19 protein-coding genes and 1 pseudogene are annotated in these 16,515 nt (G+C 38.4%); 16 read left to right on the top strand and 4 right to left on the bottom strand.

All coding sequences use genetic code 11. The annotated features are described in order from the left end of the window. Positions 1-11 precede the first annotated feature (11 nt). Positions 12-494, bottom strand: a complete 483-nt coding sequence (locus tag LI164_RS02615; protein ID WP_008790928.1) for a helix-turn-helix transcriptional regulator — start codon at positions 492-494, stop codon at positions 12-14. 232 nt (positions 495-726) lie between these two features. Between LI164_RS02615 and LI164_RS02620 the strand changes: the two genes are divergently transcribed. The 7 genes from LI164_RS02620 to LI164_RS02650 all read left to right on the top strand — a co-directional run bounded on the left by LI164_RS02620 (position 727) and on the right by LI164_RS02650 (position 6,083). Beyond that, the gene (locus LI164_RS02620; RefSeq protein ID WP_008373537.1) at positions 727-921 is read left to right on the top strand and encodes a hypothetical protein; all 195 of its coding nucleotides are present in this window, start codon (positions 727-729) and stop codon (positions 919-921) included. 11 nt (positions 922-932) lie between these two features. Beyond that, positions 933-2,024 (top strand): site-specific integrase, encoded by a 1,092-nt coding sequence (locus tag LI164_RS02625; RefSeq protein ID WP_004850597.1) that lies wholly within the window; start codon positions 933-935, stop codon positions 2,022-2,024. 169 nt (positions 2,025-2,193) lie between these two features. Further along, positions 2,194-3,276 (top strand): AAA family ATPase, encoded by a 1,083-nt coding sequence (locus LI164_RS02630; protein ID WP_055152729.1) that lies wholly within the window; start codon positions 2,194-2,196, stop codon positions 3,274-3,276. Between the two features lie 67 nt (positions 3,277-3,343). Then, positions 3,344-3,583: a hypothetical protein gene (locus LI164_RS02635; protein ID WP_008793133.1), complete on the top strand. Its 240-nt coding sequence runs from the start codon at positions 3,344-3,346 to the stop codon at positions 3,581-3,583. 174 nt (positions 3,584-3,757) lie between these two features. After that, the gene (locus LI164_RS02640) at positions 3,758-3,985 is read left to right on the top strand and encodes a DUF5348 domain-containing protein (protein WP_008373546.1); all 228 of its coding nucleotides are present in this window, start codon (positions 3,758-3,760) and stop codon (positions 3,983-3,985) included. Between the two features lie 201 nt (positions 3,986-4,186). Further along, positions 4,187-5,602, top strand: a complete 1,416-nt coding sequence (locus LI164_RS02645; protein ID WP_015541741.1) for a plasmid recombination protein — start codon at positions 4,187-4,189, stop codon at positions 5,600-5,602. Between the two features lie 4 nt (positions 5,603-5,606). Beyond that, positions 5,607-6,083, top strand: a complete 477-nt coding sequence (locus LI164_RS02650; RefSeq protein ID WP_008793036.1) for a TnpV protein — start codon at positions 5,607-5,609, stop codon at positions 6,081-6,083. Positions 6,084-6,547: 464 nt separating this feature from the next. Here LI164_RS02650 and rlmN read toward each other — a convergent pair whose 3' ends face one another. Continuing rightward, positions 6,548-7,537 (bottom strand): 23S rRNA (adenine(2503)-C(2))-methyltransferase RlmN, encoded by a 990-nt coding sequence (rlmN, locus tag LI164_RS02655; RefSeq protein ID WP_002569187.1) that lies wholly within the window; start codon positions 7,535-7,537, stop codon positions 6,548-6,550. Between the two features lie 23 nt (positions 7,538-7,560). After that, complete coding sequence (locus LI164_RS02660; protein ID WP_002588768.1) at positions 7,561-7,740, bottom strand: cysteine-rich KTR domain-containing protein; 180 nt, start codon at positions 7,738-7,740, stop codon at positions 7,561-7,563. Between the two features lie 384 nt (positions 7,741-8,124). Here LI164_RS02660 and LI164_RS02665 point away from each other — a divergent pair. After that, positions 8,125-8,331, top strand: a pseudogene (locus tag LI164_RS02665) (helix-turn-helix domain-containing protein); the annotation flags it as partial. Between the two features lie 41 nt (positions 8,332-8,372). Beyond that, positions 8,373-9,257 carry an XRE family transcriptional regulator gene (locus LI164_RS02670; protein ID WP_227086703.1) on the top strand — a complete coding sequence of 295 codons (885 nt, stop codon included), beginning with the start codon at positions 8,373-8,375 and terminating at the stop codon, positions 9,255-9,257. 908 nt (positions 9,258-10,165) lie between these two features. Here the strand turns inward: LI164_RS02670 and LI164_RS02675 are convergent. Beyond that, positions 10,166-10,699, bottom strand: coding sequence for a helix-turn-helix domain-containing protein (locus LI164_RS02675; protein WP_118045960.1), 534 nt, complete (start codon positions 10,697-10,699; stop codon positions 10,166-10,168). Between the two features lie 212 nt (positions 10,700-10,911). Here LI164_RS02675 and LI164_RS02680 point away from each other — a divergent pair, with 212 nt between their 5' ends. From LI164_RS02680 to LI164_RS02710, 7 genes are all read left to right on the top strand, one after another. Then, complete coding sequence (locus tag LI164_RS02680) at positions 10,912-11,103, top strand: helix-turn-helix domain-containing protein (RefSeq protein ID WP_009243123.1); 192 nt, start codon at positions 10,912-10,914, stop codon at positions 11,101-11,103. Between the two features lie 13 nt (positions 11,104-11,116). Further along, entirely contained in the window at positions 11,117-12,169 is a 1,053-nt protein-coding gene (locus LI164_RS02685) for a site-specific integrase (protein ID WP_147585617.1), read from the top strand. Between the two features lie 17 nt (positions 12,170-12,186). After that, positions 12,187-12,357: a hypothetical protein gene (locus tag LI164_RS02690; RefSeq protein WP_227086704.1), complete on the top strand. Its 171-nt coding sequence runs from the start codon at positions 12,187-12,189 to the stop codon at positions 12,355-12,357. Between the two features lie 187 nt (positions 12,358-12,544). Further along, on the top strand, positions 12,545-13,219 hold the full coding sequence (locus LI164_RS02695; protein WP_227086705.1) for a CHC2 zinc finger domain-containing protein: 675 nt from the start codon (positions 12,545-12,547) through the stop codon (positions 13,217-13,219). Next, positions 13,164-14,501 (top strand): virulence-associated E family protein, encoded by a 1,338-nt coding sequence (locus LI164_RS02700; protein WP_147585635.1) that lies wholly within the window; start codon positions 13,164-13,166, stop codon positions 14,499-14,501. The genes LI164_RS02695 and LI164_RS02700 overlap by 56 nt, the downstream gene beginning before the upstream one ends. A 117-nt stretch (positions 14,502-14,618) precedes the next feature. After that, a complete protein-coding gene (locus LI164_RS02705; RefSeq protein ID WP_118699468.1) occupies positions 14,619-14,846 on the top strand; it encodes a DUF5348 domain-containing protein in 228 nt (75 codons plus the stop codon). Positions 14,847-15,089: 243 nt separating this feature from the next. Then, a complete protein-coding gene (locus LI164_RS02710; RefSeq protein WP_304515581.1) occupies positions 15,090-16,514 on the top strand; it encodes a plasmid recombination protein in 1,425 nt (474 codons plus the stop codon). The last annotated feature ends 1 nt before the right edge of the window (position 16,515 follow it).

Genomic DNA, 16,515 nt, shown 5'->3' on the forward strand with positions numbered 1-16,515 from the left:
GGAGTATTTTTTTACCAGCCTTTGATCTGTTTGATTTGTTCAGCACGTTCTGGATCACGATGATATTGTAATTTCAGACGGATAGTTTCCACAACTTCCTGTCTGGATTCATCATCAAGCTGATAGAACGATGTAAGCAGATTATCTACATCAGGCATACTGTTCTTACCGAAAAGGTACATCAGCGGATACATAGAATTTTTTAAGTAAGTCTTTACACGACTTGCGTCTAATGCTCCGTTCAAACCGTCTGGAAGTGTAGGATAAATCTCTTCTTCCTTAATTGTGCCAGAAAATGGACTGGCAGAACATATCTCATTCACATCAATTTGCAATTCATTCGCAAGTCTTAATGCAAAATCAAATCGAATATTGGAATCTTTTTGAATAATTGAATATAAGGTTGTAGCACTGATTCCGGTTGCCTTTGCAATTTTGCGGACATTTGTGCCTTTTTCATCAAGATATTTCTTTAAATTTTTACCGTCACCCATAGAATCCTCCTTTTTCATATATTAGAAAATTACGAAAAACATAAATCTATAAAATATCATAACACAGACGTGGAATAAAATAAAGAAAAAATAGTGTACGAAGTTCGTAAAAATGTGTTTACGAAATATTGACAACGATAGAAATACATGATATTATCAATTTACGAAAATCGTACAGATATAGAAATACAGTAAACGTATTCTATATCTGGAGAGGAAAGGAGGAGGCAATATGGCAAGTTACAATTATATGATGAGTGCTGATGAAGTGGCACAGGAATTAAACTGCTCAAAATCTCATGCCTATAAACTGGTGAAAGCTATGAATAAAGAATTATCTGCACAGGGATATATTACGATGGCTGGAAGAATACCAAAGGCGTTTTGGGCAAAAAAGATGTATGGCTATGAAATAGCAGAAAATTAGGGAGGATCAATATGGCTTACAGAGAAAAAGACACAAAAAAATGGACAGCCCAGTGGTTTGAGACAAATGTCATGGGTGAGAAGAAAAAACGCAGAAAGCGTGGATTTGAAACAAAGCGAGAAGCATTGGAGTTTGAACGAAGCAAAAAGTTGAGCAATGAGCGAAGTATGGATATGAAGCTGAGCGATTTTATTGAGATTTATTTTTCAGACAAACAAAATGATCTGAAAGATCGAACAATCAAAAATAAAAGATATATGATGCAACAGCATATCGTTCCATACTTCGGAAATCAGATGATGAGTGAAATCAAGGCTTCACAGATTATTCAGTGGCAGAATGAAATTCAGAAAAAAGGCTATTCAGATTCTTATCTGAGAATGATTCAGAATCAGTTGACCAGTCTGTTTACACATGCAGCTAAAATCTATGACTTGCCGGTTAATCCATGCAAGAAAGTGAAACGAATGGGAAATTCAGATTCAAGAAGTTTGAACTTCTGGACACTGGACGAGTACAAACAGTTTATACAGACAATGGAGCCGGGAACAAGATATTATCTTATGTTTGAGATGCTGTTCTGGACTGGATGCAGGATCGGGGAGCTGCTTGCGATTACAAAAGCTGATATCAATTTTGAAAAGAATCAGCTTAGTATCAATAAGACTTATTACCGGACAGGAATGCAGGATATTATCACAGAACCGAAAACAAAACAGTCCTTTCGGACAATCGAAATTCCGGAATTTCTGAAAGAGGAAATTAAGGAATTTGTAGATGGTCATTACGGAATGCCGGATACAGAAAGATTATTTCCGGTTGTTCAGGAAGCGGTACAGCATAAGATGAAACGGCAGATTGAGCTGGCAGGAGTGAAGAAAATTCGAGTGCATGATATCAGGCACAGCCATGTGGCTTATCTTATTGAGAAAGGTGTGGAACCGTTATTGATTCGGGACAGATTAGGTCATAAAGATATTCGTATCACATTGAACACTTATGGACATCTTTATCCAAATCAGCAGAGAAAGATTGCAAATCTTCTGGATAATGAAAATGGAAATGCTGTTACCGGATTGGGAGAAGAAAGAGATGAATGTTGAAAAGGCAAAAGAAAAAGCCCAGATAAATAATCTGAGCAAGTTCTCTGATAATCAGATTCACTGATATACCATCTTGGCAGATTCAGTATATCACGAATCGGGAAATACGACAATTCCCGAATATCTGTTCATCAGAGACTTGCCCGGAAGGGCAGGAGGAGATGATGGAATGAATATGAATGAAAAAAATAAAATTGAGAATTGTAGAATAGAACCAAAACTGAAACTGATCAATATGGATTCAGTAGAGGTGGAACAGGTAGAATGGCTGCTTTATCCGTTTATTCCTTATGGAAAAGTGACCATTATACAGGGAGATCCAGGAGAAGGCAAGACAACGATGGTACTTCAGATTATTGCAAAACTGACCAGAGGAGAGCCGATTCTTCCTGTTACTGATAAAACGAAAACAAAAGAAAAACGAAGTGATGAAGTCGATAGTGAGAATGAAGATTTAGATGCTGAAGATAATATGCAGGAACAGTCTTCTGTGTCACCTGTAAATGTAATCTATCAGACAGCAGAAGATGGACTTGGAGATACTATCAAACCCAGATTACTTGCTGCAGGTGCAGATTGTTCAAAGGTGCTGGTGATTGATGACAGTGACCAGCCACTGACAATGGCAGATGTCAGATTGGAAGAAGCAATCGTGCAGACAAAAGCAAAAATGGTTGTTCTTGATCCGATACAGGGCTTTCTGGGAGCGGACGTAGATATGCACAGGGCAAATGAGATCAGACCACTGATGAAGCGTATCGCAGTGCTGTCAGAAAAATATCACTGTGCAGTTATTTTAATCGGTCATATGAACAAAAACAGCAACGGCAAATCTTCTTATCGAGGACTTGGCTCCATTGATTTTCAGGCTGCTGCAAGAAGTGTTCTGATTGTCGGGCGAGTGAAAGATGAACCGGAAGTAAGAGTGGTATGTCATACGAAGAGTTCTCTTGCACCGGAAGGAACGTCCATTGCATTCAGACTGGATAAGAATAATGGGTTTGAATGGATTGGAGAATATGATATCAGTGCCGATGAACTTCTTAATGGAGACGGAAGAGGACAGAAAAGTCGGAAAGCAAAAGAATTTCTCCTTGAGATACTGGCAAATGGAGGAATGACTCAGAAGAAAATTGCAGAAGAAGCAGAAGCCAGAGGAATCAAAAGTAAAACGCTATGGAACGCCAAACGGGAACTTGAAATTGATTCCGTAAAACGTGGAAAGCAATGGTATTGGATGTTGCCAGAATAAAAATGGAAGATGGCAAGATTACCATTTCTTAAGAAGAGGGGATCTTGCTACCTTGAAAGGAGAATAGATGCAAAATAAAAGTGTACAGATTCCATACGAGTTATTCTTTCAGCTCTTGCAATATTTTTTGATGGATAACTACGATGGTGAAGAAATAATACGGTTGGGATTGGAGAAAAAACTGGATGCAATGGTGAATCGTGAAGTATACAGCAAATCCAAAACAGCACCAACGGAAGAAGAAAGAGAAAAGTTCCGGAAGGAATATCTGGACAGACGGGGAATACCGGAGAACTTTCGATGGTAAAGGTTCTTTCTGAACACTTTATTACAGGAGCGTGTCACGCACCTGTAGATAGCAGACAAGGAGAATGTTGGTAAGGTGTAGTCGGGAGTTGACTGGCGTAGAAGAGAATTTTCAAAAGGGAGCCCTGATTCAGGGCGCCCCTGCGGAAACGGTAGATGAAAGGAGATTGGCACAATGAGAGAAGGAAGATTAGGATATAACAGTTATAACAAAAGATATGGATTATTATCATCAGATCTATGGATTGATACAGGATTTCACTGTGGAGAATGCCTGGAAGTGTTGCTTGATGATGAATGGGTTCAGACCAGAATGGAAATGAATCCTGCAAGAGAATGGTATCTTGTAGGGACACCGTATTGTGGTGATTTGGAATATATTCGGGCAAGGATACCGGAGTAAAGGTCTCTGTACCCCCGGAGGGCGCAAGGGTACTTTTGATGGACGGTACGGCTGTCGAAAGTGCTTTTGCGTTACTTTTGACAAAAGTAACAAAACCGCCGTATCCGGCGAATATTTCTTTTTATACTATAGCTGGCAAAGATACAAATTTATGTGCCATGTCTGGCACTGGTTTTAGAAAGCGGGGTGAGGAATATGACGATGAAACGAACAATCAGTGGTATGATCGGGACAGGGTCTCTGGCTCATAACAGACGAGATTTTATAGCAGAAAATGTTGATCCAGACAGAGTGCAATTAAATATTTGTTACCGGAATGAGAATCTGAAAGAAGTCTATAAAGAGCTGTTTGATGAAGCTGTAGAACGGTATAATGTCGGGAAAAGAAAAGATCGGCAGATTACAAATTATTATGAAAAGATTCGCCAAGGAAAACAGGAAAAGTTGTTCCATGAAGTGATTTTCCAGATTGGAAACCGAGAAGATATGGCTGTTGGAACAGAAGCAGGAGATCTGGCTGTAAACGTACTGGATGAGTATGTAAAAGATTTCCAGAAACGGAATCCGACACTTCGGGTATTTAGTTGCTATCTGCATCAGGATGAGGCTACTCCACATCTCCATATTGATTTTATTCCTTATGTGACGGACTGGAAAGGAAAAGGAATGGATACCAGAGTTTCACTGAAACAGGCATTAAAAAGTCTTGGATTTCAAGGTGGAAATAAGCATGATACGGAACTGAATCAGTGGATAAATCATGAAAAAGAAGTTCTGGCAGAGACTGCAAAGCAGTATGGAATTGAATGGGAACAGAAAGGTACTCATGAGGAACATCTGGATGTCTATAACTTCAAGAAAAAAGAACGGAAAAAGGAAGTACAGGAATTGGAGCAGGAGAAAGAGCATCTAACTGCTGAAAAAGAAGAATTAACAGCACAAATTGCAGAATCCAGAGCAGATATCCAGAATTTAAAAGACGATAAGGAACAGGCAATCAAGGCGAAGCAAGAAGCAGAACAAAAGGCAGGGAGCGCAGAAAAAGAACTAAAAAGCCTGGAAGATCGCAGAGAACAGCTACAACCGATTATGGATAGTGTGAGCAAAGAAATCAAAGAATATGGAACGGTTAAAATGTTACTGCCGGAGGCGGGCACGCTAGAACGGGCAGTAACCTATCGAGATAAAAAAATTAAACCACTGTTTCTTCAAATAAAGAATAAGGTTGCTGTAATGGCGGCTCAGGTTAAAGAACTTACGAAAGAGGTGGAAGGTTGGAAGAGAAAATATCAAAAGGTGAAACAAAAATATAATGCTATTCAGAGAGAACTGGATGATATACGTAAAGATAATCAGAAATTGTCAGAAGAAAAAGATATATTACAAGGTGTTTCTGATAGGTATGATCGTGTTGTGCGTGTTCTTGGAATAGAAACTGTAGATACAGCAGTACAGCAGGATATTCAAAACGAGAAAGTCCTGGAAGAAAAGCGACGGATGGAACAAATGCCGAAGGGAAATATTCATGAAAGATTGGCATGGGGAATGAAAAAAAGCGAGATGGAGAATCAGCAGCGTAAGAAAACTAAATCAAAAAACAGAGAAATGGAGAGATAAGATTATGGAAACACACATTTATGATGAAAAGAACGGATTAAGCTATACTTTGCATGGAGATTATTATTTGCCGGATTTGGTATTGAATGAAGAAGAACCGATATATGGGAAATATGGAATGCTGAGGAAACAGTTTCTGAAGGAACACAGATTAGCAAAATATCAATATTTGTTGTTGACTGGAAAGCTGACGGAACACCTGAATCAAATTGATCAGGAGAGCAGAGAGCAGGTGGAAATGCTTATGGAACAGATGGCAGAAAAACAGGGCGTAACTGAAGAATTAAAGGTACAGAATCGGACGAAGTGGGTTAGACTGATGAATAATATAAAAGCTAGTGCAGAAGAAATGGTGTTGAAACTTCTGAAAAGCACATTGTTTGTAAAACTCCCTGCTATTAGGTTCCACATTCTCACCTCCTTTCTCGTTGGAAAGTTGGTGGTGCTTCCCCCTTTTCGCGGGGCAATACGGCGTTTTTGAAAAACGCCGAAGATTTTTTGAAATTTTTTCAAAAAATTTTTTGAGCAGCAAAATACGCCTGTCCGAAAAGCCCGGACAGGCGTATAGGTATTGTAAGCAGTATTTAGATGATTAGACAGTTCATAGTCAAGGGTAGAGAGGTTCCCGGCGGTGGTCGGGCTTTTTTTGATATGTCAATGACCGTCGGATTTTGTCGATAGGGTATGTGCTTCATGGCGGCTACCTCCTTTAGCCGCCGCTTTTAACAGTGATACCGCGTCATTTCATTAGAAGATAAAAAGAAACGGCGGCTTTGATTTTTCAAAGCTGCTGCGGAAATCAAAGAACGACAAGCAACAGTTCTGATTTTGCTCCAATATGGTTATTAGGGGCACAAATTAAAATCAAAAAAGAGCCGATAACAGCAGTATTTCAAACTGCATATTATCGGCTCTGCGTCTGTGCGTCTGGCTCTTTTAATTAAATTATTTCTGTTGTTTTTTGGCTTTATTATATGTATTAGCTAACTGTCCACAAGCTGCTTTAATCTCTCTACCATGAGAAACTCTCATGGTAACTTCAAGTCCTGTTTGCTCTAATTGATGTTTGAACGCAACCATTTCTTGTTTTTGTGGTGCTCTAATTTTTGAATTACTCGTCGGGTTGTATTGCAGCACGTTAATCATAACATTTTTGCCCTTAAACCATTTTGCAAGTTGCCTTATATCTGAGGAACGGTCATTTATACCTGGTAAAAGCAAATACGCAAATACCACTTTTCGATTATGCCTTTGAGAATAGGACAATGCTTGCTTAACAACATCTTCAATAGCGTACATGTGCATATGAGGAATGATACAGTTTCTCGCAGCCTGTGTTGCTGCATGTAAAGATATTGTCAACTGAATTTTTAGATGTTCTTCGCGCAATTTTTTTAATTGATTAACTGGACCAACTGTTGATACGGTAATGCCGTCGGTTGGAAAGTTAAGTCCATTTCTATCTCGAAGAATATGGATTGCTGCAATCAAGTTGTCGTAATTGAATAAAGGTTCTCCCATTCCCATAAAAACGATACGATTTACTTTTTGACGTATCAATACAACCTGCTGCACAATTTCAGACGGTGTTAGATTACGAACAAAACCATTGCGTCCGGACTCACAAAAAATACAGCCAACAGAACAACCAACTTGCGTACTTACGCAAACAGTCCCACCATCTCGCCGTTTAATAAAAACCGTTTCAATATACCTGTTATCTTTCAATTCATAAACATACTTTTCAGTATCGCTACTTTTATAGACTTTTTTTGTTGATATTGATAGATTTTCTTTGTGAAATGGCTGTTTATACAATTCCGTATATAAGGCTCTTGCTTTATCCTCTCCAATTACTTCCGACATTTCTTTGTAAGTAAATCCGTATGGGTCATTCAATATTTCCGTAGGTGTACTTTTAGGTAAGTGTTTCATTTAAATATCCTTCCTTTTCAAAATTAAAAAGTTTGTTTTTCAGAGTTTTTGATTATGATTTCTAGTTTTTCAACATCAACGATATGCGTTAATTTACATTTAGGGCAGAAAAGAGGAAAATTTCTTAATACCGTATTATAAAATACTTGAACCCTCGTCTTTCCGTTACAAATTGGACATTTTATCCAATATTTTTCAAGCATAATATTTCTCCTTTTGCGCAAAAAAATGCAGGTCAATTCTCAACATGAGCATTGACCTGCATTTATACATATAATACTACAACAAAATTAAGGCATAGTTTTTATACTATGTCTATACGTCGTTAGTTTTGTTGTATAGCATACGCAAAATAAGCATGACAAAAAAGCCCATATTGAAAATGGGAAAAATCTTTTTTGATTTCAATGCTTATCGAATACGCATGCTATGTAACATAAACATTCCCCCCCTTTTATATAATATTATATACAAAAGCAGCTTGTTGTCAACATATATATATATGAATTATTTTGGCTAACTGATAGAACTATGTAGACATATCCAAGAAGAAAGGGGAACAGTAAAATGTAAGAGGGTGAATAACTATGGCAAAAAGACCAGTACCAAAATACGACTTCAAGGCTTTTGGGGCAGCGATAAAGGCAGCGCGTGAAGGACGCAAGGAAAGCCGCAAGAAAGTAGGCGACGAAATGTTTATCTCGCCGCGCTACCTTGCGAACATTGAGAACAAGGGGCAGCACCCAAGTTTACAGATATTCTTTGAGCTGATACAGCGTTACCATATATCCGTATCTCATTACTTCCAGCTTTGGCACGACTATTGAAAATTGATATGAATGAATTGTTTTCGTTTCATGAAGAATTGACAGAAAAAGAGATTGGACAATTTGTGAATGAACTTTCGGAAGTTTCATTGGACAGCTTTACAGAGGCTTTCGAGATGGCATCTCGTAAAATACAGGAGTATCCTCATTGCGACTTATTAATTTATAAGATCGCAACTGTTCTGAACGCATCTTTGACTTTGTCAGATTTTAATGACGAAGAACGAATGGAATATAATACAGTTATCATTGAGTGGCTGGAACGAACAGCAGATAGTCAGGATGAAAGAGTGAGAAATTCAAGCGTTTTTATACTTGCAACAAAATATGTCCAAATGGAGAAATATGAAGAAGCAAATGCCCTTTTGAAAAAAATTCCTGATACTGTAATTGATGCAACGATTATGAAAACAAGTGTATTAGCACATCAGGAAGGAACAGATACTGCTGCATTATTCTTAGAAGGGAAATTGCTACAGGCAGTTATCAATATCCAAAGCTACTTGTATAAGTTAATAGAAATGGAAGAAGAGACAGGAAATCATGATAAAGCAGAGAAAATTGCTGAGATTACAGATCACATGATATCATTGTTTGGACTATGGAATTATGGCAACACAGTTCCATATCTGCTGATTGCTGGATATCGAAAAGATGTAGAAAAATGTATCCAGTTAATTAAGCGATTATTAAGTGAATCACAGAAGCCTTGGAATATGACACAATCCCCTTTGTATTACAGGTATGAAGATACTGCACAGGGAAAAGCTTTTTCGGGACTTGGAAAAAATTTTGTTCGTGAATTGTATTCGGAAATTGAAAATAAGAAAGAGTATGAATTCTTGAGGGGGAATAAGGAACTCGAATCAATTTTTGAGGAACACTTGAAATAGGTTGTAAAAATGTATGGAAATAGATGTAGTTGAGAAAGAAGAAAATTTTTGACATTTCCACAGATGCGTGCTAATATGATTATAGAAAAAGAGTGCTACCGATAGACGGTTAGTCCACATACTTATTGATTACAAAAATAACCGTTCAGTTTGCAGGCTGGGGCGGTTATTTTTGTGGTTTATGATTATCTTTGCCTAATGTATATCCGATACTAAAGCAGGTTAAGCCGAAGCTCACTACTGCTATGAAGTCCACAATACTCATTGGCTTAGCCCTCCTTTCCACTGGATTCCTTTACAGGTTTCTATGTAATCAGAGGGTCACAGTCCCTCTGGAGAAGGACTAACCGCCTACCGTTATGGTAGCACCCATGTTTCGATTATAACAGTTAAAAATTACCGGTGCAATATAAAGTTGGTAGAGAAGTATCTAGTATCTACAGAAGAGAATCGGTTTGAGTATTCTCCGGTGCCAAAACGGTGCCAAGAAATCAGGCAAATCAAAATAGGTGGTGCAATTCAGCTGTTTTTCACTGTATTTTGGAGAGAAAACCATAAAAAATATGAGATAAAACGGGATTAAAGTATCGTGAAGGTGGACGTACTGTAGGATCAGGACGTGTTGCTACAATCATCGAGTAATACAATCTGAATATAGATTTGTTATCGCAAGATAACGTTGTGTCCAAACGTAAGATACCCGTAGAACTTCGGTTCTACGGGTTTTTCTGTTGCCTGGAAATGTACAAAAGAGTGGAAAAGAATAACGAACAGTATAGAAAAACGGTTGCCGGGAGAGTGTCCTGACAACCGTTTGTGATAACAGAATGATAACAAAATATATAATTTTCGCAAATATGATAACAGATAAAGTGGATTTATCCACAAATCAGAGATTTGCCTGTGGATTAAGTCAGATCATATGTCTTGATCTCATTACCTTCAGTGCCCTTTTTAACGATGGTATGACAACCTATCGTAGTTCCCATAGCACGCAGTTTCCATTCTTCTTGGGTAGCGTTCAGCTTATCCAATTCTTCCTGTCTTTTATCTTCATTTTCGATAGCTAATATTTCAGCTTTTTCCTTTTCATAGACATTTTTAAATTGACACCATTTCCTGAAAAAGTCCTGCATTGTAGGATTATCGAACGTCAGTGAAACCTTCTGATCAGGTGTTTCTGCAAGTGAGAGGTTCACTGAATCATCAATAGAAAACAACAGAGAGAGTACATCTCCGACTGTTTCAATATTAAAATCCAGAAAAACACTTACATTTAATCCCAATGCAGTTGCTATCTTTTCTAACTGATCTGGTTTTGGATTCCGGATTCCCAGTTCATATTTTCTGATCGTACCTACGTTAATGCCGGACAGCTCGGCTAATTGTATCTGACTGTATCCTCTGAATTCCCGGAATGCCCGGATTTTCTTACCTACCATAATGTGCTGCCTCCTTAATAATATTTGTGCTTCTATTCTAGCACAAAAGTGAATGATACAAAAGAGTGAGATTTAATAAATTGCTGATACGCAAGAAATATGTATGGAATGGAAAAAATAAATTCGCAAATGTTTATTGACAAATTCACAAAAGTGAATTATTATAAGAGAACAATAAAAGAGTCACAAAAGTGACTGGAAAGGAGGACGATATGAGAACTAATTATATGATGACTGTTGATGATGTCATGGAAGAATTAGGCGTGAAACGCAGTAAAGCATATTCTATTCTAAAGCAGCTCAATGATGAACTGGCAAAGGAAGGATATGTGGCAGTTCGTGGAAAGATTCCACGTCCCTACTGGGAAACAAAATTTTATGGATGCTCTCAGAGAGCAGTATGAAGGAGGGTTTAAGATGTCAGCTTACAAAGACAAAACACAGGGAACCTGGTATGTGAGCTTCCGTTATATTGACTGGACAGGAAAGAAAACGCAGAAGTTGAAAAGAGGGTTCAAGACAAAGAAAGAAGCATTGAATTATGAAAAGGAATTCATAAGAAAGACTGCGGCGGATATGAAAATGGAGATGAACAGTTTTATTTCAGTTTATTTTGAAGATAAAAAGAATGAACTGAAAGAAAATTCAATCCGTAATAAGCAGCACATGATGAACAAACACATTGTTCCGTATTTTGGAACAAGAAAAATGAATGAAATTACACCGGCAGAGATTATCCAGTGGCAGAATGCCATTCAGGAAAAAGGATACAGCAAGACTTATGAGCGTATGATCCAGAATCAGTTAAATGCACTGTTTAATCATGCACAGAAAATTTACAATCTGAAGGAAAATCCATGTAAGAAAGTAAAAAAGATGGGGAAATCGGATGCAAATAAGCTGGAATTCTGGACGAAAGCAGAATATGACAGATTTATCGCCGGGGTTGAGCCGGGGAGTGAGGATTATCTGATATTTGAAATTCTGTTCTGGACAGGAATCAGGGAAGGAGAGCTTCTGGCATTGAATCTTTCGGACTTTGATATGAGTGGTAATCTCCTGCATATCAATAAGACTTATAACCGGATCAGGAAAAGAGATGTGATCGATACTCCAAAAACAGAGAATTCAGTCCGTACCATTGATATTCCGAATTTTCTTAAGGAAGAGGTGAAGAAGTATGCGAAAAAACATTATGGATTTCCGGAAGATCAGAGGTTGTTTCCGATTGTAGCGAGAACACTGCAGAAACGTCTCAAGAAATATGAAGCATTGACTGGTGTAAAACCAATCAGAGTGCATGATATCCGGCACAGTCATGTGGCATATCTAATCTATCAGGGAGTAGAACCACTGATTATCAAGGAAAGGCTGGGACACAAAGATATTCAGATGACACTGAATACTTATGGGCATCTGTACCCATCACAGCAGAAAAAAGTAGCAGAGATGCTGGACAACAAACGTTAATACGGAGGAAGACGCAAATGAAAACAAAGAAAGTAGTCGGAAAAATATTTGATGTAATTAACTACAGTAAAAAGTTGAAAATAAGTTCCATTTTAGCAGATCGGGATTCAGATTATGTGATTCTTCTTGAATTAGAGGATGGGAGCAAATTTGAAATCATTATTATTCCTACAAGGAGATTTGTGTAAGGAGTAAAAGCTATGACTACTGACAGACAAAAAGAAAAAGCCCAGACAAAATATCTGAGCAAGTTCTCTGATAATCAGATTCACTGATATACCATCTTGGCAGATTCAGTATATCACGAATTGAAAGATACAACAATTCCCGAATGTCTGTTCATCAGAGACTTGCCCGGAGGGGCAGGAGGTAGAAGTGATATTATTTGAACAGGTTAAAGGATGTGTGACAGCGAGACAGGCTGCAGAGCATTACGGGATTAAAGTAAAGGGAAATGGAATGGCATGTTGTCCGTTTCATAAAGACCGACACCCAAGTATGAAGGCAGATAAAATCTATCATTGCTTTGCATGTGGAGTGGGTGGTGATGCAATAGATTTTACAGCAAGGTTATTTGGAATATCACAGTATGAAGCTGCGAAAAAGCTGATAGAAGATTTTGGACTGGATATAAAAGTCGAAGACAGAAACAAATACAAAAGGACGCACCAAAGCAGGAATACTTTGATATCAAAGAAACCTAAAGTTGTGATGATCAGAGAAAAACTGGAGCAGTGGTTGAAACTTGCAACAGACGTGCTGATCAGATATCTGAAATGGATTCAGTTCTGGAAAGAGTTTTACAGACCAGAACCAGAAGAAGAGTGGCATGAATTGTTTACGGAGGCATTGGCAAATGAAAGAAAGATAAATGACTATCTGGACGTGCTGATGTTTGGAGCAGGAGAAGAAATTGTAGAGTTTTTCAAGATGAAGAGGAAGGAGGTTGAGAGAATTGAAGAAAGAATTAACGAATATCAGCGAGAAGTCATTGATGGAATTAGAAGATATTGTGAACGAGGAGATGCTTACAACAGAAGATGTCAATAATATGCTGGAGCATACGGATAAGGGAAGAACAAAGCAGACAATCAGAAATTGTGTAACCGCACTTCAAAATGATCCAGTGCTGAAAAAAGCAATTAAGAGGAATGAACTTTCCGGAAGAATGGACATTGTGAAAGAGGTGCCTTGGGAACGGAGAAGCGAGAGCCTCACAGTGACAGATACGGACGATAGTAATCTAAAGATGTATCTGGAAGATAATTATGAGATTACTAGTGAACGAGTAATAAAAAAAGGAGTAGATATTGTTTCCAATGAAAATAAGTATCATCCGATTCGAGATTATCTGGAGAGCCTAATGTGGGATGGCGTTCCACGTATTGAGAATTTACTTCCACGGTTTCTTGGAGCTGAAAAGAACAGTTATACGACTGGCGTGATGAAAATGCATATGCTGGCAGCAATATCCAGGATATATGAACCAGGAATAAAGTATGATATTATGCTTTGCCTGGTAGGAAGTCAGGGAGCTGGAAAATCTACATTTTTTAAATATCTGGCAATAAATGACGATTGGTTCAGTGACAATCTGGATCACCTGGATGATGAAAATATTTATCGGAAATTACAGAACCATTGGATTATAGAGATGGGAGAAATGAAAGCAACTGTTACTGCAAAGAACATTGAACAGATAAAATCGTTTCTAAGCAGACAGAAAGAAACTTACAAAGTTCCTTATGAGGTTTATCCAGAGGACAGACCACGACAGTGTGTATTTTGTGGAACATCGAATGACCTAAATTTTCTTCCATTGGATAGAACCGGAAACAGGAGATTTGCCCCAGTTATGACAGATATAACAAAAGCAAAAGTTCATATTCTAGACAATGAAGAAGAGAGCAGAGCTTATATTGTACAGGCATGGGCAGAGGCTATGGTGCTTTATCAACAGGGAAATGTATACCTCAGTTTTACAAAAGAGATTGAGGAAGAAGCGAAGAAACTGCAGAAAGAATTTATGCCGGAAGATACAAATGCAGGAATTATCCAGGCGTTTCTTGATGACTATGAAGACGATTATGTATGTACAAAGCTTTTGTTTGATGATGCACTGCATCGGACAGGTGAGATGAAACAATGGGAAAGCAAAGAAATCGCAAATATTATGAATAATGCAATAGAAGGATGGAAACAACACGGTACTCACCGTTTTGGAAAGGAATATGGCATCCAGCGGTCATGGAAACGAATAGAAGGTATTGAGAAAAAAGACAAAGACGGATTCATGGAAGTACCGGAACAGTTGGAGATACCGTTTGAGTAAAGATTATTGTAAACGATGTAAACGGAACTTGAAGGAAAAACTTAAAAAGTTAACTTTTAAAATCTTTTGAGCCCCGTTTACAAATTCCGTTTACAAACTGGAAAGGAGCAGACAATGATGAAACAGGGAAGATTAGGATATAACAGCAGCAATGGAAGATATGGATTATTATCATCAGACTTATGGATTGATACAGGATTTCATTGTGGAGAAGGACTGGAAGTGCTGGTAGATGATGAATGGGTACAGACCAGAATGGAGATGAATCTGGCAAGAGAATGGTATCTGGTGGGGACACCTTACTGCGGAAATCTGGAATATGTGCAGGCGAGAATATCGGAATAAACAGGTCTACGATTCGTTTCAGTCGGTGCAGAACAGACGTCCATAAGGACGTTATGCCCCCGGCAGGGCGCAAGGGGACTTTTGATGGACGGTACGGCTGTCGAAAGTGCTTTTGCGTTACTTTTGACAAAAGTAACAAAACCGCCGTATCCGGCGAAAGTTTCTTAAATATCGCCATGTCTGGCGTAAATAAAAATTATGTGCCATATCTGGCACTCAAACAGAAAAGAGGTGAGAAAATTTATGATGAAACGAACAATCAGTGGCATGATCGGAGCCGGTTCACTGGCTCATAACAGACGGGATTTTGTAGCAGAAAATGTAGATCCGGACAGAGTACAATTGAACATTTGTTATAAGAATGAGAATCTAAAAGAAGTTTATAAAGAGTTGTTTGACGATGCGGTGGAGAGATACAATATCGGGAAAAGAAAGGATCGGCAAATTGCAAATTATTATGAAAAAATCCGACAGGGCAAACAGGAGAAGCTGTTCCATGAAGTGATATTCCAGATTGGTAATCGTGAGGATATGGCGGTGGGAACAACAGAAGGAAATCTGGCTGTAAAGGTACTGGATGAATATGTAAAAGATTTCCAGAAGCGGAATCCGACACTTCGGGTATTTGGCTGCTATCTGCATCAGGACGAAGCTACTCCGCATCTGCATATTGACTTTGTTCCTTATGTGACCAACTGGAAGGGAAAAGGAATGGATACCAGAGTCTCACTGAAACAGGCATTGAAAAGTCTTGGATTTCAAGGCGGAAATAAGCATGATACAGAACTGAATCAGTGGATAAACCATGAAAAGGAAGTACTGGCGGAAATCGCAAAGCAACATGGAATTGAATGGGAGCAGAAAGGTACACATGAAGAGCATCTGGATGTTTACAATTTCAAAAAGAAAGAGCGTAAGAAGGAAGTGCAGGAACTGGAACAGGAAAAAGAAAATCTGACAGCAGAGAATGAAGGTCTGACTTCTCAGATTGCGGACGCAAGGGCAGATATTAAGCTTCTGGAAGAAGAAAAAATTCAGTTCCAGAAAGATAAAGAAACAGCGGAAAGACGTGCTGAGAAAGCAGAAACAGAATTGAAAAAACTGGAAGACAGAAGAGAATTTCTGCAACCGGTGATGGATAATGTCAGTAAGGAAATAAAAGAATATGGAATGATCAAAACATTTTTACCGGAAGCTACAGCATTGGAACGTGCGGTAACTTATCGGGAGAAGAAAATCAAACCATTGTTTGTTGAAATGAAAAATAAAATCGGTGCAATGGCTGCACAGGTGAAAGAACTCACCAGAGAAAGAGATAACTGGAAAAGTAAGTTTCAGGAGAAAAAGAAGGAGTACGAAGATACAAAAAGTGAACTGGCAGAAGTTCAGAAAGATTATCAGAAATTGTCAGGTGAGAAAGAAATACTGCAGGGAATTGCAGACAGATATAACCGACTTTTACGCATGTTGGGGAAAGATATGGTAGAACGACTGGTGCAGGACGATATCCGGATGCAGGCGGAACTTGAAGCGAAAAAACAGAAAGAACAGAAAGAACAAATGCCGAAAAAAATAGGCGACCGCATACAATGGGCAAGAGAACGAAGTGAAGAACACAATGCACAGATAAAGAAGAATAAAACGAAATACAGAGGAATGGAGTTGTAAG

The sequence above is a fragment of the Dorea sp. 210702-DFI.3.125 genome (assembly GCF_020560945.1).
Lineage (GTDB): Bacteria > Bacillota > Clostridia > Lachnospirales > Lachnospiraceae > Dorea > Dorea formicigenerans.

Excerpts from the sequence above, each read along its gene's own strand:
- LI164_RS02690 (WP_227086704.1), top strand. The coding sequence starts at position 12,187 with ATGAAAACAAAGAAAGTAGTCGGAAAAATATTTGATGTAATTAACTAC.
- LI164_RS02675 (WP_118045960.1), bottom strand. The coding sequence starts at position 10,699 with ATGGTAGGTAAGAAAATCCGGGCATTCCGGGAATTCAGAGGATACAGT.
- LI164_RS02650 (WP_008793036.1), top strand. The coding sequence starts at position 5,607 with ATGGAAACACACATTTATGATGAAAAGAACGGATTAAGCTATACTTTG.
- LI164_RS02680 (WP_009243123.1), top strand. The coding sequence starts at position 10,912 with ATGAGAACTAATTATATGATGACTGTTGATGATGTCATGGAAGAATTA.
- LI164_RS02615 (WP_008790928.1), bottom strand. The coding sequence starts at position 494 with ATGGGTGACGGTAAAAATTTAAAGAAATATCTTGATGAAAAAGGCACA.
- LI164_RS02670 (WP_227086703.1), top strand. The coding sequence starts at position 8,373 with ATGAATGAATTGTTTTCGTTTCATGAAGAATTGACAGAAAAAGAGATT.
- LI164_RS02645 (WP_015541741.1), top strand. The coding sequence starts at position 4,187 with ATGAAACGAACAATCAGTGGTATGATCGGGACAGGGTCTCTGGCTCAT.
- LI164_RS02635 (WP_008793133.1), top strand. The coding sequence starts at position 3,344 with ATGCAAAATAAAAGTGTACAGATTCCATACGAGTTATTCTTTCAGCTC.
- LI164_RS02660 (WP_002588768.1), bottom strand. The coding sequence starts at position 7,740 with ATGCTTGAAAAATATTGGATAAAATGTCCAATTTGTAACGGAAAGACG.
- LI164_RS02705 (WP_118699468.1), top strand. The coding sequence starts at position 14,619 with ATGAAACAGGGAAGATTAGGATATAACAGCAGCAATGGAAGATATGGA.
- LI164_RS02710 (WP_304515581.1), top strand. The coding sequence starts at position 15,090 with ATGATGAAACGAACAATCAGTGGCATGATCGGAGCCGGTTCACTGGCT.
- LI164_RS02685 (WP_147585617.1), top strand. The coding sequence starts at position 11,117 with ATGTCAGCTTACAAAGACAAAACACAGGGAACCTGGTATGTGAGCTTC.
- LI164_RS02625 (WP_004850597.1), top strand. The coding sequence starts at position 933 with ATGGCTTACAGAGAAAAAGACACAAAAAAATGGACAGCCCAGTGGTTT.
- rlmN (WP_002569187.1), bottom strand. The coding sequence starts at position 7,537 with ATGAAACACTTACCTAAAAGTACACCTACGGAAATATTGAATGACCCA.
- LI164_RS02700 (WP_147585635.1), top strand. The coding sequence starts at position 13,164 with ATGGAATTAGAAGATATTGTGAACGAGGAGATGCTTACAACAGAAGAT.
- LI164_RS02620 (WP_008373537.1), top strand. The coding sequence starts at position 727 with ATGGCAAGTTACAATTATATGATGAGTGCTGATGAAGTGGCACAGGAA.
- LI164_RS02630 (WP_055152729.1), top strand. The coding sequence starts at position 2,194 with ATGAATATGAATGAAAAAAATAAAATTGAGAATTGTAGAATAGAACCA.
- LI164_RS02640 (WP_008373546.1), top strand. The coding sequence starts at position 3,758 with ATGAGAGAAGGAAGATTAGGATATAACAGTTATAACAAAAGATATGGA.